Genomic DNA, 20274 nt, shown 5'->3' with positions numbered 1-20274 from the left:
AAACAAGGAAGCACAACAAAAGACGACATCAGGTTTGGTGCCAAGCACCACTCTCATCAGCTTTGTAAGGAGGAGCAAATGATGAAATCCAAGACAATGACAATCAAGCGCCGCACAGCGCTCGCCCTGATCGCGGCAGCGGCGGCCATGCCGCTCGTCGCCCCCGCCACGGCCTTCGCCGGGACGCTGGAACAGGCCAAGGCCAAAGGCAAAGTGGTGATCGGCATTCAGGGCGACAATTCGCCTTGGGGCTTTGTCAATTCCAGCGGCGTGCAGGACGGTCTGGATGCCGATATCGGCAAGGCCTATGCAGACTATCTCGGCGTCAAGGCCGAGTTTGTGCCGCTGGCCGTGGCAAACCGCATTCCAGCCCTGATGACCGGCAAGGTCGATATCCTGTTTGCCACCATGGGCATGACCGCCGACCGCGCCAAGACCATCCAGTTCTCCAAGCCCTATGCCGGCAACGTCTTGTCGGTCTACGGACCGAAGGACAAGAAGATCGGCAGCTATGACGATCTGACCGGCGTTTCCGTCGGCGTGCCGAAATCCAGCGCCATGGATACCGCCATCACCGCTGGCGCAGGCAGCAAGGCCAGCATCCTGCGTTTCGATGATGACGCAGCAAACATCCAGGCTCTGATTTCAGGTCAGGTCGAAGCCGTCGGTGGCAACCAGTTCTATGGCGATCGGCTGAACGCTGCCGCTGCGGGCAAGTATGAAACGAAGTTCGACCTCGTCACGCTCTATAACGGCGCCGGAATGCGTCCGGGCGAGAAGGACTGGAACGAAAGCATCAACAGTTTCATCGACAAGATCAAGGCCGATGGCCAACTGGCAAAGATCTACGCCAAGTGGATGAAGCGCGATGTTCCGGCATTCCCGGATTCGCTTCCGGACATCCCGTTCACCGCGAAGTAATGGAGAGGCTTCCATGCAACAATCCACCGCACAGGTTCCACTGATCGCACTTGAAGGCGTTGGAAAGTGGTATGGAGCCTACCACGCGCTGAAAGACATCAACCTGACAGTCCGCAAAGGCGAAAAAATCGTCCTTTGCGGGCCGTCCGGCTCCGGAAAATCGACATTGATCCGCTGCATAAACCATCTGGAGGAAATCCAGGAAGGCAAGATCACCGTCGAAGGCACCACGCTCACCAGCGCGAGCCGCACCATCGACGCAGTACGCCGCGAGGTTGGCATGGTGTTCCAGAGCTTCAACCTGTTTCCACACATGACGATCCTGGAAAACTGCACCCTTGCGCCGATGCGGGTGAAGGGGCTTCAGAAGCAACAGGCCGAAGAGGTCGCCCGCAAATATCTGGATCGTGTTCACATTCTGGACCAGGCGGACAAATATCCCGCCCAGCTTTCCGGTGGTCAGCAGCAACGCGTCGCTATTGCGCGCGCACTTTGCATGGAGCCGAAGGCGATGCTGTTCGATGAGCCCACCTCGGCTCTTGACCCTGAAATGGTCAAGGAAGTGCTGGATACGATGATCGGTCTTGCCCGCGACGGCATGACGATGATCTGCGTCACCCATGAAATGGGCTTTGCCCGTCAGGTTGCAGATCGCGTCGTGTTCATGGCCTCCGCGCAGATCATCGAGGAAGGACCACCGGAAGAGTTCTTCCGCAATCCGCAGCATCAACGCACCCGCACGTTCCTGGGCGAAATTCTCGCCCATCACTGAGCTGCATTGCCGCAGCGACAACGTAACAGGCAGGTAAAAGCCTTCACCACGCCGACCAAGTGGACGCAATCATGACAGAAAAACCCATTCTTCACGTCGGCCTGATTGGTACCGATATCCAGCTCTCCAAATCCCCTGCCATGCATATGCGCGAAGGGGCGGCGCACGGGCTGGATTATCGCTACGAATTGATCGACATTCATGTGCGCAACCTGCCGGAAAGCGCACTGCCTGACCTGCTGGACGAGTGCCAGACACGCGGATTTGCTGGCACCAATATCACCCATCCCTTCAAACAGGCAGTCATCCCCTTTCTTGATGATCTCTCGGAAGATGCCCGTATGCTGGGTGCAGTGAATACGGTCGTCTTCAGGGATGGCAAGCGGATCGGCCATAATACTGACTGGTCAGGCTTCTACGAAAGCTTCCGGCGCGGCCTGCCGGATGTACAATTGAAGCGGGCATTGCTGATCGGCGCAGGCGGTGCGGGGGTGGCCGTTGCCCATGCCGCGCTGAAATTGGGGATCGAACAGTTGGACATTTTCGACCAAGACCTCACGAGAGCCGAAGGACTGGCAGCAGCGCTCAATGCGCGCTTCAGTGAAGGACGCGCCCATGCTGTCACCGCTCCCAGTCAGTCCTTAGCCGAAGCCGATGGGCTTATTCACGCCACCCCGGTCGGGATGCCCGCCCATCCGGGACTGCCGGTCGCCGCGGATCTGATCGAGCCGCGCCATTGGGTTGCCGACATCGTCTATATGCCACTCGTCACCGAACTGATCGCAACGGCGCGCGACAAGGGCTGCCAAACACTGCCCGGTGGCGGGATGGCCGTGTTTCAGGCAGTCGGCGCTTTCCGTCTGTTCTGCGGCTACGAGCCAGATGCCGAGCGGATGAGCGCCCATTTCACTGAACTTTGTGTTTCGGAGGCAGCCGCATGAGCCTGTTTTTCATCCTGAACGGTCCAAACCTCAACCTTCTCGGCCAACGTCAGCCTGAGATTTACGGTCGCGAAACCCTTGTCGATGTCGAGGACAATTGCCGCGCGATTGCCGAGGCGGCAGGACATTCGATCTTTTTCGCGCAGAGCAACCGGGAATACGAGATCATCGACTGGGTCCACGAGGCACGCGGCAAGGCGGCTGGAATCGTCATCAATCCCGGTGCCTTCACCCATACGTCGGTGGCGATCCTCGATGCCCTCAACACCTTTGAGGCACCGGTCATCGAAGTGCATATTTCCAACATCCACAAGCGGGAGGTGTTCCGGCATCACTCCTACGTTTCAACACGGGCGGAGGGCGTCATCGCGGGACTGGGCATCGAGGGCTATGAAATGGCATTGCGCCATCTTATCAGCCGCGTTGCTCGATCGGGCTGATATGCTCGGCACGCAGCACATAGCGCAGCACCATGTCGGCCACGTGGCGCGACAGGGTCTCCTGGCCGTCTGCCGTAAACAGCGCATTACCGAAAATCACGGAAAAGCTGGCTGCGTTCGACACATTGAAAAACGACAGCGCGCTGATCTGCCAGTGCAATTCAAGCGGGTCGATGCCCTGCCGGAACAGTCCCTGCTCCTGCCCGCGTCGCAAAACGCCGTGCAGGGCCTCGATAGCCGGTTGGTTGAGACCCCTGATGGTCTCGGACAATTGCATATGGCGACCGTGATGAATATTCTCGATGATCACCATGCGGATGAAGGCAGGGTTGCGGCGGTGATGGTCGAAGGTGAAGCGACAGAGCTTGTCGAGGGCGGCGATAGGGTCAAGCCCTTCCAGCTCCAGGTCCATTTCTCCGCCGCGCACCTTGCCATAGGCTTCTTCCAGCACGCGCTGGTAAAGCCCTTCCTTGTCACCGAAATAATAATAGATCATCCGCTTGGACGTGCGGGTTCTGGCGGCAATCTCGTCAATGCGCGCGCCAGACAGGCCGTTTTGCGAGAACTCTTCCATCGCCACCGAAAGAATATCGCGGCGCACGCCTTCGGGGTCCCGTTTGGCCGGGTCGCGTTTGCCAGGCTCCCCTTTGGCCGGGCGAGCCTCTTTACCGTCTCGCGTGGTTGCGTCCCGTTTCATCATCCATCCGCCGCCAGGCCGCAGCGCCAGGCTCTACTTCTTAACCAAGCAGTACATAAAGCCGGAAAGGAAGCAATATGGCAAGCCCAGACAAAAGCGACCGGACGAGCACCCATGCCAGCACCCCTTCACACCCCGGGACAGTAACCATGCGGACATCGATTGCAACCGTATCGATCAGTGGGGAATTTCCGGAAAAGCTGGCGGCCATTGCCAAGGCTGGCTTCAGCGGCGTTGAAATTTTCGAGAACGACTTCCTGACCTATGACGCCTCCCCCCGGGATGTGGCGAAAATGGTTGCCGACCACGGTCTCGACATCACCCTGTTCCAGCCCTTCCGCGATTTCGAAGGCATGCCGGAACTGCACCGCGCCCGCGCTTTTGAGCGGGCCGAGCGCAAATTCGAGATCATGGATGAGCTTGGCACCGACCTGATGCTGATCTGCTCAAATGTCTCTCCCATCTCGCTGGGCGGCATCGACCGGGCCGCCGCCGATTTCCAGGAGCTGGGCGAACGCGCCGCAAAGCATGGCGTCCGCGTCGGCTACGAGGCACTTGCCTGGGGCCGCCACGTCAACGACCACAGGGATGCCTGGGAAGTCGTCCGCCGGGCAAACCATGCCAATGTCGGCCTGATCCTTGATAGTTTTCACACCCTGTCGCGCAAGATCGATCCAAACTCGATCCGTTCCATTCCCGGCGACAAGATCTTCATCGTCCAACTGGCCGATGCGCCGCTTTTCGACATGGATCTGCTCTACTGGAGCCGCCATTTCCGCAACATGCCCTGCGAAGGCGACTTGCCGGTGGTCGATTTCATGCGCGCTGTGGCCGCCACAGGCTATACCGGGCCGCTATCCCTGGAGATTTTCAACGACCAGTTCCGGGGAGGCTCACCGCGGGCCATTGCCGAGGACGGCCACCGCTCGCTGGTCTACCTCATGGACCAAGTCCAACGCCTCGAACCCGATATCCGGCTCAGCGCCCCGGCCATGCCAGCCCCTGTCGAAACCCAGGGCGTCGAATTCGTGGAATTTGCGACGTCGGTCGAGGAAAAACAGGATCTGGCAGCATTTTTAGCGACGCTCGGCTTTTCGAAAACCGCGACCCATCGCAACAGGGATCTTGACCTTTACACCCAGGGCGACATCCGCATTCTCATCAATACCGATACGACAAACAACAGTTTTGCCGGCGCCTCCTATGCAATCCACGGCACAAGTGCCTACGCCTTCGGCATGAAGGTGGGGCACGCCGAAGACGCCTTGAAGCGCGCCACGGCGCTGGGGGCAACGAGCTTCTCAGAACCGCGCAAACCGGGCGAAGTACCCGTGCCCGCCATTCAAGGCGTGAGCAATGGCGTCATTTATTTCCTTGATGACACGCCTGCCCTGTCCGGCATCTGGAAACAGGAATTCAAAGACGTAGACGCCGATCAGGCTCCGGCAAATACCCGCCTGACCCGTATCGACCATCTCGCCCAGACAACCCGCTATGACGAGATGCTGACATGCCTGCTGTTTTACGGCTCGATCTTCGCCACGCGGCGCACGCCCATGGTCGATGTGGTCGATCCGGGCGGGCTGGTGCGCAGCCAAGCGATCGAAAGCAAACCAGATCCTCGTTTCAGGGTGACGTTGAACGGCGCCGATAACCGGAAAACCGTCGCCGGAAAGTTTCTCGAAGAAGGCTTCGGCACCAGCATCCAGCATATCGCCCTGGCGACCGACGATATCTTCGCGACGGCGCAGGCGCTATCGGCCTGCGGCTTCCAGGCGCTGACTATCTCGCGCAACTATTATGACGATTTGGAAGCCCGCTTCGGTCTGGAACCGGATTTTGCCGATGCACTGCGTTCGGCCAGTATCCTTTACGACCGCGACGATAATGGCGAGTATTTCCAAATCTACAGCCGGACCTTCGGTGAGGGCTTTTTCTTCGAAATCGTCGAGAGGCGCGGCGCCTATGGTGGTTATGGTGCGATGAACGCCCCGTTCCGTATAGCAGCACAAAGACGGCAACTGCGCCCGGATGGCGTTCCGAGATAACAATGACTGCCATCATCGCTGGCTAGAGCATCGTGAAGAAAATCAGAATCAGCACGATGCTCTAATGCGTCACAGCCAGCATATCCTCGATCTCGGTCCAATCCTGGAGCAAGCTTTCACGCGAACCGCTGACGCGGACCTGGCCACGTTCGATAACCATGCCCTGTTCGGCGATTTCAAGCGCCAGTTTCGCATGCTGTTCAACGATGATCATCGACATTTCGCTTTCCTTGCGAAGCTTGATCAGCGCTTCAAGCAGCATATCGACAATAACCGGCGCTAAGCCCTCAAAAGGTTCATCCAGCAGGAGGCAAGTCGGCTGGCTCATCAGCGCACGGCCTATCGCCAGCATCTGCTGCTCTCCACCGGAAAGCTGGTTGCCACCATTTTTCCGCCGTTCGGCAAGGCGGGGAAAGAGCTCGTAGACACGCTCCATCGTCCATCCTCGGCGAAGATCGGCAATGCGCAGGTTTTCCTCGACGCTCAACGTGGCAAAAATCTGCCGCTCCTGCGGCACGAAGCCTATGCCAAGCCGGCAGCGTTGGCTGGGAGAAAGCCCGCCGATTTCCCCAGAGTTAAAACGAATGCTGCCTTCCTTGAGCAGCAAGCGCCCGGCAATGGTGCAGAGCAGTGTAGTTTTGCCGGCGCCATTGCGCCCAAGCAGCGCCAGCCCACCGCCCATGGGGAGGGTCAGGTCAATGCCATTGATAATGCGGGTCGGGCCGTAACCGCTGACGACATTTCGGATTTCGAGCAGGTCTGCGGTCATGAACGGTTCCCCAGATAAGCGGCACGGACATTGGCGTCATGGCGAATTTCCTCTGGCGTGCCACGCGCGATGATGGTTCCCTCGGCCAAGACCGTGATCTCCCGCGCAAAGCGGAAGACTAGCGGCATATCGTGCTCGATCAGCAAAACGGCAACATCGGCTGGCAATTCATCGAGAATAGTGAGGATCACCTCATGATCCGCCGCAGGCAGTCCAGCGGCAGGCTCATCCAGCAACAGCACTTTCGGGCGCAGGGCCATGGCGACCGCCAGTTCCACGAGGCGCTGCTGGCCATAGGCCAGATCGCGCACCGGAACATGCGGGACATTGGCAAGGCGCATACGGCTGGCGATTTCTTCTGCTTCCGCGACCACTTTTGCCGGGAAGCCATGATGCCCTGCCATTGAAAACCCAAAGCCTTCACGTTCGCCAATTGCAAGCGCGATATTTTCAAGGGCTGTGAATGACGTAAACAGATTGGTGACCTGGAAATTGCGCACCAATCCCAGCCCAACGCGCTTGTGCTGCGCCATGCCCTTGAGGTCTATACCATCGAGAAATATCGCCCCCTTGCGTGGGGTCAGCCTGCCAGTAATGAGATTGATCAGCGTCGTCTTGCCAGCACCGTTTGGCCCGATCAAAGCGTGGCGTGCACCCTTCTCAAGCACGAGCGACACATTATTGGTGACCACCAGTCCACCGAATTGCAAGGTAAGGTTTTCAAGCTGCAAAGCGCTCATCGACCGATCCTTCCGCGCAGTTGAGCCAAAATCCGCGTAATGCCCCCTGGTGCGAAAAGAACGAGCACCACGAGGATGATCCCCAGCCAGAGCTGCCACATGACAGGATTGTCTTTCGACAAGATGTCCTGGGCAATCAGATAGACAGCAGGTCCAATAATCGCGCCGTAAAGCCGCCCTGAGCCACCAAGCGCCAACATGACAAGAATAGTTGCCGACAGTTCGAAACTCATATCCTTCAGGCCAACGAACTGATTGACCTCGGCTTGCAGAGCACCGGCAAGCCCGGCCAGCAAGCAGGAAATGACGAAGATCAGCAAGGTGCGTGGCCGGACCGCGATGCCGATGGCAGCGGCGCGACCGGGATTGTCGCGGATCGCCATGATCGATTGTCCAAAAGGCGAATGGACCAATCGGCGCACCCCGAGCCAGACAAGCAGAAAGACGAGGGCCGAGAACCAATAACCGACCTGACCGAGCAGATCGAATTCGTAAAGACCCAAAACCGGCCAGGTCTCCATGCCCACCAGGCCATCGACGCCTCCGGTCAGCCAGGTCGCCTTGTTGGCGATCTCGCCAAACAGAAACACCGTGCAAAGCGTCAGCATAAGCAAGGTGAAACGTGCCGTGCGTAGAACAATGGCTCCAACCACCGCGCCTACCAGCCCGGCTGCCATGGCACCGATCAACAGGCCGCTCAATGGCTCGCCCCAGCCGTATTTTGAGGCAATGCCGGTGGCATAGGCACCAACCCCGAAAAAGGCGGCGTGGCCCAGCGTGACAATCCCGGCATAGCCGACCAGGAGATCGAGGGACAAGGCGAAGATAATGGTGATCAGGATTTGCGAACCGAGCGCGTAATAATCATCGCCGAGCAGCGGCACCAGCGCCAACGCAAGGACGATCAGGCCATCAGCCGGATTAAAACCATGCTTGCGGCGCAAGAAGCCGGTAAACGTGGACGGTGGAGATACAAGAGCGGAGCGATCTGACATTTTCAATCTTCATACCCTTCCAAACAGCCCGCGCGGCCTGACCAGCAGCAGGATGAAGACGAGGAGAAACAACATGACCGTACCGAAAGCCGGCACATAATAGGCCGAAACGGTTTGGACGGCGCCAACCAGAAGGGCTGCAACGAAAGAGCCTCGCAACGTGCCAAGCCCCGCCACAGCCACGACGATCTGAACATAAACGAGGATATCGAAGGCATAGGACGGATTGAGCCCGAAGACATCCGCCCCCAGCATGCCGCCCAGGGCCGCGAGCGCTCCCCCAAAGGCGAAGGTCGCCATGAACACATGTTTGGTGCGAATGCCAATCGATTCTGCCATGCCCCGGTTTTCAACGGAGGCCCGGATGATGGCGCCGATCCGGCTGCGTTCAAGCACAAACAGAATGAATGCGGCAGTCAGGATACCGATACCGATCACAACCAGCTTGTAGAGATAGAATGAGAAAGGACCCACCGTCAGATTTTGCGCCAGAAACTCGGGAATGACGACGGGGCGCATCAACGGCCCGAAAAACAACCGCGCCAGCGCACCGACGATGAAGATCAATCCGATGCAGAAGAGAACCTGATCCAGCTCAGACCGACCGTAAAGCCGGGCATAGAGCAGCTTTTCCGCCACCGCCGCCAGAAGCGCAACAGCAAGGGGGGCGCAGATCACCATGAGCGGCCAGGGCAGGCCCCAGGCGCTGATCGCGGTGGCCGCTATATAGCCACCGGCCATGGCGAAAACGCCGTGCGCCAGATTGACGAAACCCATCAGACCCAGCGTTACCGACAGGCCGACGGATATGAGGTAAAGCACGCTTGCATAGGCAAGCGACTGGAACGCAACTTCCACCAGTGTCATGACAAGCCTCCTCCCTGTCATCCGGCAATATTGCGGGATGACTCCGAGAGTCCGTCAGGTTCAAATCGAACCACACAGACTCTCGCCTCCATTGTTTTCGTTTGTCTTTTCGGGAAAACAGGTTCCAGTTCCCCAGACAAACGCTAGCCGGACATTCTGAGCGACCAGAGATCAGAGAGGATGCTCAACCTTCCAAGGGTCTTTGACGGCTGGAATGGTTTCAAGTTCCACATTGGCAAGCTCGCCGTTCTTCTCGCGCACTTCACGGATGTAGATATTCTGCACAATGTCGCGCGTCTCGGGGTCAATCGAAATTGGCCCACGCGGGCTTTGCTCCGCTTTGAAGGTTTTCATCGCGGCCATGGCACCGGCGGCATCGGAAGCGCCCTTGGTCGCAGCGATGGCCGAGCAGATCAGATGCATGCCATCATAGGCACCGACCGCCATATAATTGGGCCGGACGGGCATGAACGTATAGGCCTTTTTCCAGGCCTCGACAAAAGCGGCATTGGCGGGGCGATCACCGGCCATGCTATATTGGCCAGCGGTGAGGACGCCGAGTGCTGCTGCGCCGATATTCGGCAATTCCTCGTCGCTTGTCAGGTCTCCCGGACCAATCAACTGGATGCCGGCACCGCGCAAATCCGCTTCCTGATAGGCCCGCATGAATGCGGAGGCTTGCACACCGCCGGGATGGAATGCAAAGACCACATCCGGCTTCTCCTGCTTGGCTGCGAGCAGAAAGGGGACGAAATTTGTGCTCTGGATCGGCATTTTCACCGAGGCGACAATGGTTCCCCCTTTGGATGTGAAGCCTTTCGTAAACGCTTCTTCTGCATCGTGGCCAGGGGCAAAATCCGTGGTCAGCAGGTAGGCTCGCTTGAAACCGCGCTTGGCCGCCGCCCATTCGCCCAGCGGCTGATTCACCTGCCAATGGGTAAAGGCCGTGCGCACATACCAGGGCGCAAGCTGGGTGGTATTGGCGCCTGCCGCATTGAACAAGACGCAGGGCATCTTGGCCTTCATCAACAATGGCGCCACAGCATTGGCATTGGGCGTCCACTGGAAGCCGCCAAGATATTGTACCTTGTCACGCGTCACCAGTTCTTGAACCAGTCGTTTGGCCACATCCGGATTGGCACCGCCGTCGTCGCGGATGACCAGTTCGACCGGAATATCCCCCAGCACCGCCTTGCCCTCGGTCTCCAGGTAGAGTTTCGCCGCATTGGCCATGATTTGCCCGCTTGATGCGAACGGGCCGGACATGGTCAGCACCAGCCCGATCTTGATCGGCTGGCTGGCGGCTCGTCCCTGCCCGGCCCAACCGGCCAATGGCGCAGCAGCCAGCAACCCAAGGGCACCTCGGCGTGTAAACTTCAGTTCGGTCATCATAGTGCTCCTCCACCAATGATCGTCAATTGTGCCTCCCCCTTTGGCTAGCCCTCGAAAAACGACAGCGCAAAAGGCACGACGCTGCCGACAAATCCGGAAAACAGACCCGATCGAAGGCAAAATTGTTCAATGAACTGATGATGCTAGATCGCGAGCCCTGCGCTGATAACGGCAAGGCATGTCCTGCAGATTTGGGCGTCGTCTTTTCTTATCGCCGCGAACTTCTTCTGACGTGTCTGACGACATTTCCCGATGTCCCAGGCTCTCCACGACGACAAGAACGATTATTATCAATTCCTGCGCTTTATCAAGTTTATTATCATAAAATCTAATAAAATTTCGTATTTAAAATTTTAATTATCATTTTATGATATTTTATAATTAAATATGGAGATATCAGGAACAGCATTCTTATTGCCTGAATTGGCGAACTTCTGCGGCAAACACCATGCTCTCCACACGGGCGCTCAACAACAGGCTGATGCGCCGGTATCTTGCAGATTGGCTCTCGAATAAACGCTAGTGCATCGATCCAAACGGAGGCTTCAGCCGAGTTTGGAAAAATCGATGCATAAACAAAAAATGAGTGCACGAAAGCATGAACGAAGTGAATGCGTCAGTGCACTAGGATGCCGCAGCCAAAGAGTCCTTCACTTCTGCCCGGATCACCGAGCGTGGACCAAGCATCCCCAACTTTTCCACCAGATGCAGGGCTTCAGCGATAGGCGTGGCTGCCGCTATATATCGGTCACGGCGCAGCAAGAGGACATGGCCAAGATAGGATTTCATCGGGCCGGAGCTGAACAGCCGCCCGACATCCCGGTGAACCGGGAAAATGCCGTCAATTGGATTCATCCATTCAGGGGTCAAACCGACCACAGTTGCACCCGCTGCCTCCAGAGCCCTGATGACATCAACGGACAAAGCACGGTCAGGGAACTCATCAAAGACCAGAGCAACAGGTCCATCCGGCAAGACGCGGTCAAGCAATACGCGGTGCCGGTGGCTGTCTTCCACCACGGGCTGCGGTACGAGGCGCCCCACCATGGTTTCCTTCTCCGGTCTGGAGTCGGGCCATAGAAGTCCCTGGCGAAAGCGTGGCTTTGGCTTGTAGCGCATTTGGGCGAAATAATCACGGACAGGCGGATAGAGCCCAAGGATACGAAAAGCGGCCCTCGTCAAAAGGGCCTTGATGCCATTTTCCGGCATCATCACCTGCCCCATGCGCAGCGCCAATGCTATCATTTCCCAGGCATGCGGACGCCGCTCAATCTCGTAGCTATCCAGGAAATCGGACGGCATATCGCCACGCAATGCTTCCGCCAGTTTCCAGGCCAGATTATGCGCATCACGCAGGCCGCTATTCATTCCCTGCCCCGCAAATGGAGGCGTCAAATGCGCGGCATCGCCGGCGAGAAAGATATTGCCGTCCCGCCAGCGATCAGCCAGACGGGCATGGAATGTATAGACCCGCACGCGGCGAAATTCACAATCCCGGTCAGGCCCAACACGCTCCAGAAGGCCACGGACAAAAGCCTCCTCAGTCGCGTCCTTCTCGTCCTCATTGGTATGCAGCATGAATTCGTAACGACGGATATTGTCCGGACCAGGCAGCGATATGCACGGGCGAGCAGGATCGCAATGGACCTGCGTATGACGAAAACGATTTTCCGTCCGGACCAGATCGACAATCAGCCAACGCTCCACAAAGGTGGAGCCGACAAGATGGACGCCGAGTTTTCCACGTGTCGGGGAGCGTCCTCCGTCACTGGCGACCATATAGCGCGCCCGGATGACGCGGGTTCCTGTCGCCGCATGGGCGATTTCCACGGTAACGGAATCCGCAGTCTGGGAAAATGTTTGCATATCCCAGCCGAAGAACTGGATCACATTGGGATAACGGGCAAGCCCCTCGCGCAAAAGCGCTTCCAATTCCGGCTGTTGAAATGCATTGCGCTTGTCGAAACCATAATCGCGCGACGTCGGCTCCACGGTCAGAAACAGCTCGCCAGCCGGCGAAAGATAACGCGAGCCATAGCCGCGCACCACGATTTTCTCTACCGCGTCCTCCAACCCGATAGCTTGCATGGTTCGCATCGACTCGTCGTCGATGGATACGGCACGCGGCTCCTGAACCGTGGTCAGGTTGCGCTCGACAAGCGCCACCGACACACCCATGCCGCCCAGAAGATTAGCCAGGGTCAGTCCGGTTGGACCCGCCCCGACAATGACGACCTCGACTTCGGTCTCAAGTTCCTCGGCGTTCATCAGGCCCTCCTCTCCACGCTGAACGTTACAGCGCCCGCATCGTGTTCTGTCTATTAAACTTCACTGCAACACCCTACAAATACAGTGTTTTTCGTCCCTGGGTCCGAATGAACCCAGGGCGCCATGCTGTAGATGGGTGGCGCAGTCCTCCCGCCCCGCGCCCCAGGGCCGTGCTGCTAAGGGCTGCGCTGTTCAGGGCTCCGTGCCGACAGCGTTGACCAGCAAACCAACGCCGGGAATATCCACTTCGAAAACATCCCCCGCCTTCATGAACAGGGGCGGCTCCCGGCGATCTCCAACACCACCTGGCGTACCCGTGAGGATCACGTCGCCGGGCTGCAACGGCGTGAAGTGCGAGCAATAGGAAATCAGGGTGGCGATGGGGAAGATCAGATCGGCCAGTGTTGCATCCTGCATCACCTGACCATTGAGACGGCCAGTGATTTTCAGCTTCGTGTAATCGCCAACTTCATCGGGGGTTACGAGCTGCGGTCCAAATGCGCCGGTTGCCGGGAAATTCTTGCCCGGCGTGAATTGAAACGTATGCCGTTGCCAATCACGGATGGTTGCATCGTTATAGCAGGTATAGCCAGCCACGTGATCGAGAGCATTTTCCTCGGCGATATAGCGTCCGCCGCGGCCGATGACGACAGCAAGCTCGGCTTCATAATCCAGATGATCCGATACCCGGGGCTTCAGAATTGGCTGGCGATGAGCGATCTGAGTGTCAGCGAAACGGGTGAAGATCGTCGGATATTTGGCGTCGGGGCGCTTGGTTTCCGCACGATGGGTTTCATAATTCAACCCGACGCAGAGGATTTTGCCGGCATCCGGCACAACCGGCAGAAGCGCAATATCAGCCTCAGTAAACTCTGCTCGCCGCCCGGAGATATAATCCCGAGCACTCTCGAGCAGATCGGCTTCGATGGCCTGCTTCAGCGTGACGACATCGGCGGCGAGCCTGCCGGTGAGATCAACGATACCGTTGTCGACGCGAACGCCGAAACCTGCCCGGCCAAGCCGGGTGTAACTTAAAAATTGCATGTCACTAATTCCTAGAATTGGTCTTGGAAGTGAGATCTGACAACCGGATCAGGAGCGAAGAATCGCCTCGCCCCATTTATTGAGCGTGCGCGGATGCTGCGGCCAATCCATCGTGTCGCGATCGTAGATAACTTCCAGTTCAGCCGAGATCTCGATCCAATTGCCATCCGGATCAGTGATGAAAATGAAGAGATTGTTGCCAGGACCATGGCGACCGGGACCCCAGCTGAGCTGGATATCATGAGTTGCCAGATGATCGCACCAATCACGGATGTAGTTCCATTCCCCAGCCTCGTAGGAATGGTGATCGACGCCAACGCGGCCCGGCGTATAGAAGCAGGCGATGGTGTGATGCTCGTGATTGGAGGTCGTGAAGGCGGTGGCAAGCCGGCCATCTTCATGCAGCACGCGGTCTGTCAGCTGGAAACCCAGCTTGCCGACGTAAAAGTCGACAAACGCGGCCACATCCTCGGATGCATAGGTTAGATGCTGCGTTGGACCCTGGATACCCTTGGCGCCCGGCTTGTCTGGCTTGGCTACACCGAAGCACACCATACGTCCGTCGGGATCGCGAATCGCGAATGCACCATCTTCAAAATAGGGCGAAGGGCTAGCCAGCACCGCAATGCCTTCAGCATCGACCCGGGCCCGCAGAAGCGCAAGCCCTTCGGCATTGCGGCAAGCAAGTCCGGAATAAGCCAGCTTCTTGTCAGCTCCAGCAACGGCGATGAAGCGGCGCTTTGGCCCTTCACAAATCCACTCGTCTCCAACCTTTTCGAGCTTCATGTCCATGGCATCGGCATAGAACCGCGCCAGACGCTCAGGATTGGAGCTTTCGAATGCAACGTGATGCAGGTACGCACCTGCTTGAACGGCTGTGAATGCCATTTGATCCTCCCTGATGATGTTTTTACAAATTATCGTTTTTTGATAATTATTCAATACAGAAAATTGATAAAATAAAAAATTTGATAAATACACACCATATGGCGCATGAACGCCATTCCTGCTGGAATTGACGGAACGCAACCATGCACAGCTATTGGAAGACATCAAAGGAAACGTGCGGACGGCAGAGACGTGATATTTGCTGTTCCAAAACGTCAATATCACCATTGATCAATGGGCACCTCAGCTGTTGGCCGCAGGCACTTCATCCATGCCCCGGCAAAGAGAGGCATGCGGGTCTTCCGCAAAACCGGCTCTACTTTTCCTAAGGCAAATTCTGGGCTTTCAGAGGCCACGCACCAGGCTATCGGGTGAGATTTCGGCGATAGAACGCGCGCCGGTCAGTGTCATGGCAACCCGCATTTCCTTGGCGAAGAGATCGAGCAGATTTTCCACGCCCGCCTGCCCGGCAGCGGCCAATGCATAGACGAAAGCGCGTCCGATCAACACGCCATCGGCTCCCTGCGCTATCATCCGCACGACATCCAGACCCGAGCGAATGCCGGAATCGGCAAGGATCGTCAGGTCACCTTTGACCGCAGCGGCAATGGCTGGCAAGGCGCGGGCGGAAGACAGAACGCCGTCCAGCTGGCGCCCGCCATGGTTCGAGACGATAATGCCATCGGCCCCGAAACGCACAGCATCCTTTGCATCCTCCGGGTCGAGAATGCCCTTGATGATCATCGGTCCCTTCCAGAAATCCCTGATCCATTCGAGATCCTTCCAACCAATCGAGGGGTCGAAATTTTCACCAAGCCAGCCGACATAGTCGGCCAGATTGGTTTTCTGCTGGCGATAGGCCGAAACATTGCCAAGATCATGCGGCTTTCCCAACAGGCCGACATCGATAGCCCATGTCGGATGCATGACGGCCTGGATAATGCGGCGCAGAGAAGCATTCGGGCCGGACATGCCGGAATGGGCATCACGATAGCGGGCGCCAGGTACGGGCATGTCGACCGTGAAAACCAGTTTGCGGATACCCGCCGCCCAGGCCCGCTCCAATGCATTCTTCATGAAGCCGCGATCCCGCAGCACGTAGAGCTGGAACCAGATGGGACGGTTGCTGGCCGCCTGCACCTCCTCGATCGGGCAGACGGACACCGTCGAAAGCGTCAGTGGAATTCCTTTTTTTTCCGCTGCGCGCGCAGCCTGCACTTCGCCGCGCCTTGCATACATGCCTGTCAATCCAACGGGCGCGAGAACGACCGGCATAGCCAGCTCTTCATCGAAAAGCGTCGTGGAAATATCAACTGTGCCCACGCTTTTCAGCACCCGCTGACGCAATGCCAGATCGGCAAGATCATCAATATTGCGGCGCATCGTGTGCTCGCTATAGGCGCCGCCATCGATGTAATGAAACAGAAAGGGCGGCAGGCGTCGGCGGGCCGCCTCGCGATAATCAGTCGAGGACGAAATGATCATGATAGGTTTTCCCCTTGAAATTCCGGTCTTTGCAAAGCCTCTGAGGCTCGCTGCTCCCGCGCGCGGTTGTCCTCGATGACACGAAGGTTTTCCTCCACGAAGGCAAGGTGATCTGCCGCTGCCTTGCGGGCCTCATCCGGTCGACCGGCCAGGATGGTGTCCAGAATCAGGCCATGCTGGCGCTCTAACGCTGGCCCAAGGTCCGGCTGGCGATAGAACTGCATCAGGCTTTGCGCGATGCTCTGCTGTAAAAGCTCGGACAGTCCGGCGACAATCTGGCGCAGAACGACATTATGCGAGGCCTCGGCAATTGCCATGTGAAAAGCCGCATCGGCGCGCGCCTGGCTCTGCGGATTGCCGCCTTCCGCAGCACTCATCGCTGCAAAGGCCACTGTCATCCGCTCTTTGTCCAGATCCGTGGCCCGCAAGGCCGCGTAATAGGCAGCATCCGTATCGAGCGATTTTCGAATTTCCATCACATCGCGCCAATACCCCGCCTCGCCCTGAACCATCGGCAAAAGCGGCTCCAGCGCCCGTTCCAGCGATCGAGCGGCGTCCTCAATGGCGACGAAAGTGCCCCCACCCCGACGGCTGACGACGATCCCACGGCTGATCAACTGCTGGATTGCCTCCCGAAGCCGCGACCGTGAGACGTCAAGCTCCGCCGCCAGGCTGCGCTCCGGCGGCAGACGATCTCCCGGACTGAGCTTGCGCTCAGCAATCATGGCTTCGATGCGCCCGGTCAGCGACATTGGTAGAACCTTTTTGTTTTATTGGTCGTACCAAAACTCTACGAATTAAGCAATATTCGGATTAATGCTCAAATATCACGATTTTTTCACCAATTCATCAAAAATTGGTAGGACCAATTTTATGAGCAATCTCTTCAGAGGTCACGAATGCCCAATAAAAAGCCCCTACAGCGTCTGATCAGACGCTGTAGGGGCTTTGGCATGACTAGCTTGAAGCCTGCGTTTAAAGGCCTTCGGCAATCTCGAAAGCAGCTGTGGTCTTGGCCTGGACATCGGCCACGGTAACCTCAGGCGCCAGTTCCACCAGCCGGAACGTGCCAGCGCGATCAGACCGCACGAATACGCAGAGATCGGTGATGATCATGTCCACCACATTCAGCCCGGTCAGCGGCAGCGTGCATTCGGGAATGAACTTGGACTCGCCTGCCTTGGAGCAATGCTCCATGACAACGATGACCTTCTTGACACCGGCCACGAGATCCATCGCACCGCCCATGCCCTTGACCATCTTGCCGGGGACCATCCAATTGGCAATATCGCCATTGGCCGAGACTTCCATCGCGCCCAGCACCGTAAGGTCGATGTGGCCGCCACGGATCATCGCAAAACTGTCGGCGGACGAAAAATAGCTGGATGACGGCAGCTCGCTGATCGTCTGCTTGCCCGCATTGATCAGGTCGGCATCCTCTTCGCCCTCAAAGGGGAACGGCCCGATCCCCAGCATTCCGTTTTCGGATTGCAGCGTCACTTCAACCCCAGGCGGAATGTGATTTGCCACAAGCGTCGGAATGCCGATGCCAAGATTGACATAGAAGCCGTCCTTGAGCTCTTTTGCGGCGCGTGCCGCCATCTCATCTCTGCTCCAGGACATTAGGCTGCTCCTCTTACTGTAACGGTGCGGAATTCGATCTTCTTGTCATAAGGCGAACCATTGATCATCCGCCGGACATAAATGCCGGGAAGATGGATGGCATCGGGATCAAGACTTCCGACCGGCACGATCTCCTCGACCTCCGCGACACAGATCTTGCCGGATGTTGCCGCAGGCGCATTGAAATTGCGGGCTGTCTTGCGGAACATCAGATTGCCAGCCTCATCGGCGCGCCATCCCTTGATGATCGACAGATCGGCCCGGATGCCGCGCTCCAGCAGATAGACTTCGCCATCGAAAATATGCGTTTCCTTGCCCTCGGCCACCTGAGTGCCGACGCCGGTTCGCGTATAGAAGCCGGGAATACCGGCACCGCCAGCCCGCATGCGCTCGGCCAGCGTTCCCTGCGGACAAAATTCGACTTCCAGTTCGCCGCTCAGAAATTGCCGCTCGAATTCCTTGTTTTCACCGACATAGGAGGAAATCATCTTTTTGACCTGGCGGGTGCGCAGAAGTTTTCCAAGCCCATGCCCATCAACGCCAGCATTGTTGGAGGCAATCGTTAAATCCTTGACCCCGGATGCGACAATCGCATCAATCAGGCGTTCGGGAATGCCGCAAAGCCCGAAACCACCGGCGCAAATCGTCATGCCATCGAACAACAATCCGTCTAAGGCCGCACTTGCGTCACCATATATTTTCTTCATCTGTATCTCCCGCCTGAATAATCAGTCCTGAAACCTGTTTGAGCTGTCGCCTCCAGATCAACTTTAAACTTCATCGTAATGCGTCCGGCAAGCGCAAAGCGGCGCACGGAGGAAAGAAACCGTGATCAACATTGATCTCAAAAGTAGAAAAGCTTTCAGCGTTAAATCAACGCACAGACCGTCTTGGTTTCCAAATAATTTTCCAGGCCTGGCGCGCCATTCTCATAACCCCAGCCGGATTGACGGTGTCCGCCCTTCGGCAGTTCAGGTGAAAAATAGGAATGGCAATTGATCCAGATCGTCCCCGCCTTGACCTGCGCCGCCAATCGGTGGGCCTGGGAAAGATCCCGGGTCCAAACACTACCCGCCAGCCCATAAGGGCTGTCATTCGCAAACGCTATGGCATCCTCGACATCGTCGAAGGGTGTTACCGCAACGACAGGACCGAAAATCTCCTCGCGCATCAACCGCATGTCGGGCCGCACGCCCGTCACCACGGTCGGCGCATAAAACGTGCCTGTTTCTCCTGACTGGCTGCCACCCGCCGCGATTTCAGCACCCTCTGCCTTCCCCTCCGCCACATAGGCCGCCACACGGTCGGCCTGGCGGCGATTGACCAACGGCCCCAGATCAACGGCGGGATCGAGCCCATGACCGAGACGCAATGTGGAAGCCGCCTTTGACAGCCCTTCGACCACCTGTTCACAAACCGACCGATGGGCGTAGACACGTGAGGCCGCAACGCAGACCTGACCGGAATTGCTAAAGATGCCGCGCGCGATTCCCTCAACGGTCAGGGCCATATCGGCATCCGACATGACAATGGCAGGCGACTTGCCGCCCAGTTCCAACGTCAGCTTTTTCAGATTTCCAGCAGCAGCAGTCACAATCAGCTTGCCGACCTCGGTCGATCCGGTGAAAGCCACCTTGTCAACATCGGGATGGGTGCACAGAGCCGCCCCCACCGTTTCGCCAAAGCCGGTGACGATATTGACGACGCCGTCAGGCAGACCCGCCTCCAGCATCAACTCGCCCAGCCGCAGCGCCGTCAGCGAGGTTTCTTCCGCCGGTTTCAGCACCACCGTGCAACCGGCAGCCAGCGCTGGCGCTAGTTTCATGGCCGCCATCAGCAGGGGCGAATTCCAGGGGGTGATCGCAGCCACCACGCCCACAGGCTCACGGATGGTATAGGCAAAGATCTGCTTGCCCTGCGGCTGATAGCCGATAGAGGTCGGAATGGTGGTGCCGAGGATCTTGGTGCAGAAACCCGCGAAATAGCGAAACTGTTCGGCACTGGCCGGAATTTCGGCAAACCGGCTGGTCCTGAAGCTCTTGCCCTGATCAAGCGTTTCGAGTTCCGCCAGTTCCTCCGCATGGGCATCGATCAACTCGGCGACTTTCCACAACAGCCTGCCCCGCTGGGAGGGTGTCAGCCCTTTCCATGCCGGAGAGGTGAGAGCGGCACGGGCGCTGGCCACGGCCTCGTCTACATCGGCAGCCGTTCCTTCGGCAAGCTCGGCCAGAACCTCACCTGTAGCCGGATCGGCTGTCTCAAACCATCGCCGAGAACCGGCATCGCGCCAGAACCCGCCGATCAGGATCTGCTTACGGCGGTGGGCCAGAAAGGCTTTGGCGCCGTCGTTTTTCGGGCCGATAGGGTCGAGTGCCAGGGTCATG

General features: G+C 57.7%; 19 protein-coding genes. 5 read left to right on the top strand and 14 right to left on the bottom strand.

The genetic code is table 11. The features are described 5' to 3' along the window. Positions 1–81: 81 nt before the first annotated feature. The 4 genes from AVI_RS19325 to aroQ all read left to right on the top strand — a co-directional run bounded on the left by AVI_RS19325 (position 82) and on the right by aroQ (position 3074). Positions 82–921: a transporter substrate-binding domain-containing protein gene (locus AVI_RS19325; RefSeq protein ID WP_012653819.1), complete on the top strand. Its 840-nt coding sequence runs from the start codon at positions 82–84 to the stop codon at positions 919–921. 13 nt (positions 922–934) lie between these two features. Further along, on the top strand, positions 935–1693 hold the full coding sequence (locus AVI_RS19320; protein WP_012653818.1) for an amino acid ABC transporter ATP-binding protein: 759 nt from the start codon (positions 935–937) through the stop codon (positions 1691–1693). A 71-nt stretch (positions 1694–1764) separates the two neighbouring features. Beyond that, the gene (locus AVI_RS19315) at positions 1765–2634 is read left to right on the top strand and encodes a shikimate dehydrogenase (protein WP_012653817.1); all 870 of its coding nucleotides are present in this window, start codon (positions 1765–1767) and stop codon (positions 2632–2634) included. Next, positions 2631–3074, top strand: a complete 444-nt coding sequence (gene aroQ / locus AVI_RS19310; protein WP_012653816.1) for a type II 3-dehydroquinate dehydratase — start codon at positions 2631–2633, stop codon at positions 3072–3074. The genes AVI_RS19315 and aroQ overlap by 4 nt, the downstream gene beginning before the upstream one ends. Here the strand turns inward: aroQ and AVI_RS19305 are convergent. Then, the gene (locus tag AVI_RS19305) at positions 3049–3771 is read right to left on the bottom strand and encodes a TetR/AcrR family transcriptional regulator (RefSeq protein ID WP_041698893.1); all 723 of its coding nucleotides are present in this window, start codon (positions 3769–3771) and stop codon (positions 3049–3051) included. The genes aroQ and AVI_RS19305 overlap by 26 nt on opposite strands. 149 nt (positions 3772–3920) lie before the next feature. Between AVI_RS19305 and AVI_RS19300 the strand changes: the two genes are divergently transcribed. Continuing rightward, a complete protein-coding gene (locus AVI_RS19300) occupies positions 3921–5819 on the top strand; it encodes a bifunctional sugar phosphate isomerase/epimerase/4-hydroxyphenylpyruvate dioxygenase family protein (protein ID WP_041698891.1) in 1899 nt (632 codons plus the stop codon). 61 nt (positions 5820–5880) lie between these two features. On the opposite strand, the gene AVI_RS19295 is transcribed toward AVI_RS19300, so the two are convergent. The 13 genes from AVI_RS19295 to AVI_RS19235 all read right to left on the bottom strand — a co-directional run bounded on the left by AVI_RS19295 (position 5881) and on the right by AVI_RS19235 (position 20273). Continuing rightward, positions 5881–6588 carry an ABC transporter ATP-binding protein gene (locus tag AVI_RS19295; RefSeq protein ID WP_012653813.1) on the bottom strand — a complete coding sequence of 236 codons (708 nt, stop codon included), beginning with the start codon at positions 6586–6588 and terminating at the stop codon, positions 5881–5883. Then, on the bottom strand, positions 6585–7328 hold the full coding sequence (locus AVI_RS19290) for an ABC transporter ATP-binding protein (RefSeq protein ID WP_012653812.1): 744 nt from the start codon (positions 7326–7328) through the stop codon (positions 6585–6587). The genes AVI_RS19295 and AVI_RS19290 overlap by 4 nt, the downstream gene beginning before the upstream one ends. Then, on the bottom strand, positions 7325–8323 hold the full coding sequence (locus AVI_RS19285) for a branched-chain amino acid ABC transporter permease (protein ID WP_012653811.1): 999 nt from the start codon (positions 8321–8323) through the stop codon (positions 7325–7327). Before AVI_RS19285 ends, AVI_RS19290 begins: the two co-directional genes overlap by 4 nt. A gap of 9 nt (positions 8324–8332) precedes the next feature. After that, on the bottom strand, positions 8333–9190 hold the full coding sequence (locus AVI_RS19280) for a branched-chain amino acid ABC transporter permease (RefSeq protein WP_012653810.1): 858 nt from the start codon (positions 9188–9190) through the stop codon (positions 8333–8335). A 171-nt stretch (positions 9191–9361) separates the two neighbouring features. Then, entirely contained in the window at positions 9362–10579 is a 1218-nt protein-coding gene (locus tag AVI_RS19275; protein ID WP_139192520.1) for an ABC transporter substrate-binding protein, read from the bottom strand. A gap of 627 nt (positions 10580–11206) precedes the next feature. Next, complete coding sequence (locus AVI_RS19270) at positions 11207–12850, bottom strand: bifunctional 3-(3-hydroxy-phenyl)propionate/3-hydroxycinnamic acid hydroxylase (RefSeq protein WP_012653808.1); 1644 nt, start codon at positions 12848–12850, stop codon at positions 11207–11209. A 192-nt stretch (positions 12851–13042) separates the two neighbouring features. Further along, positions 13043–13894 (bottom strand): fumarylacetoacetate hydrolase family protein, encoded by an 852-nt coding sequence (locus AVI_RS19265; protein ID WP_012653807.1) that lies wholly within the window; start codon positions 13892–13894, stop codon positions 13043–13045. A 48-nt stretch (positions 13895–13942) separates the two neighbouring features. Then, positions 13943–15010, bottom strand: coding sequence for a VOC family protein (locus AVI_RS19260; RefSeq protein ID WP_234617649.1), 1068 nt, complete (start codon positions 15008–15010; stop codon positions 13943–13945). A gap of 117 nt (positions 15011–15127) precedes the next feature. Further along, positions 15128–16267 carry an FMN-dependent L-lactate dehydrogenase LldD gene (gene lldD / locus AVI_RS19255; RefSeq protein ID WP_012653805.1) on the bottom strand — a complete coding sequence of 380 codons (1140 nt, stop codon included), beginning with the start codon at positions 16265–16267 and terminating at the stop codon, positions 15128–15130. Then, a complete protein-coding gene (locus AVI_RS19250) occupies positions 16264–17019 on the bottom strand; it encodes an FCD domain-containing protein (protein WP_012653804.1) in 756 nt (251 codons plus the stop codon). Before AVI_RS19250 ends, lldD begins: the two co-directional genes overlap by 4 nt. Positions 17020–17242: 223 nt before the next feature. Further along, positions 17243–17890 (bottom strand): 3-oxoacid CoA-transferase subunit B, encoded by a 648-nt coding sequence (locus AVI_RS19245; protein WP_012653803.1) that lies wholly within the window; start codon positions 17888–17890, stop codon positions 17243–17245. Next, positions 17890–18597, bottom strand: a complete 708-nt coding sequence (locus tag AVI_RS19240) for a CoA transferase subunit A (RefSeq protein WP_012653802.1) — start codon at positions 18595–18597, stop codon at positions 17890–17892. The genes AVI_RS19245 and AVI_RS19240 overlap by 1 nt, the downstream gene beginning before the upstream one ends. 161 nt (positions 18598–18758) lie before the next feature. Then, entirely contained in the window at positions 18759–20273 is a 1515-nt protein-coding gene (locus AVI_RS19235) for an aldehyde dehydrogenase family protein (RefSeq protein WP_012653801.1), read from the bottom strand. Position 20274 lies beyond the last annotated feature (1 nt).

It is taken from the genome of Allorhizobium ampelinum S4 (assembly GCF_000016285.1).
Classification (GTDB): Bacteria; Pseudomonadota; Alphaproteobacteria; order Rhizobiales; family Rhizobiaceae; genus Allorhizobium; species Allorhizobium ampelinum.
The sequence above is the reverse complement of the archived record's forward strand: the minus strand, read 5'-3'. Positions and strand labels throughout refer to the sequence as shown.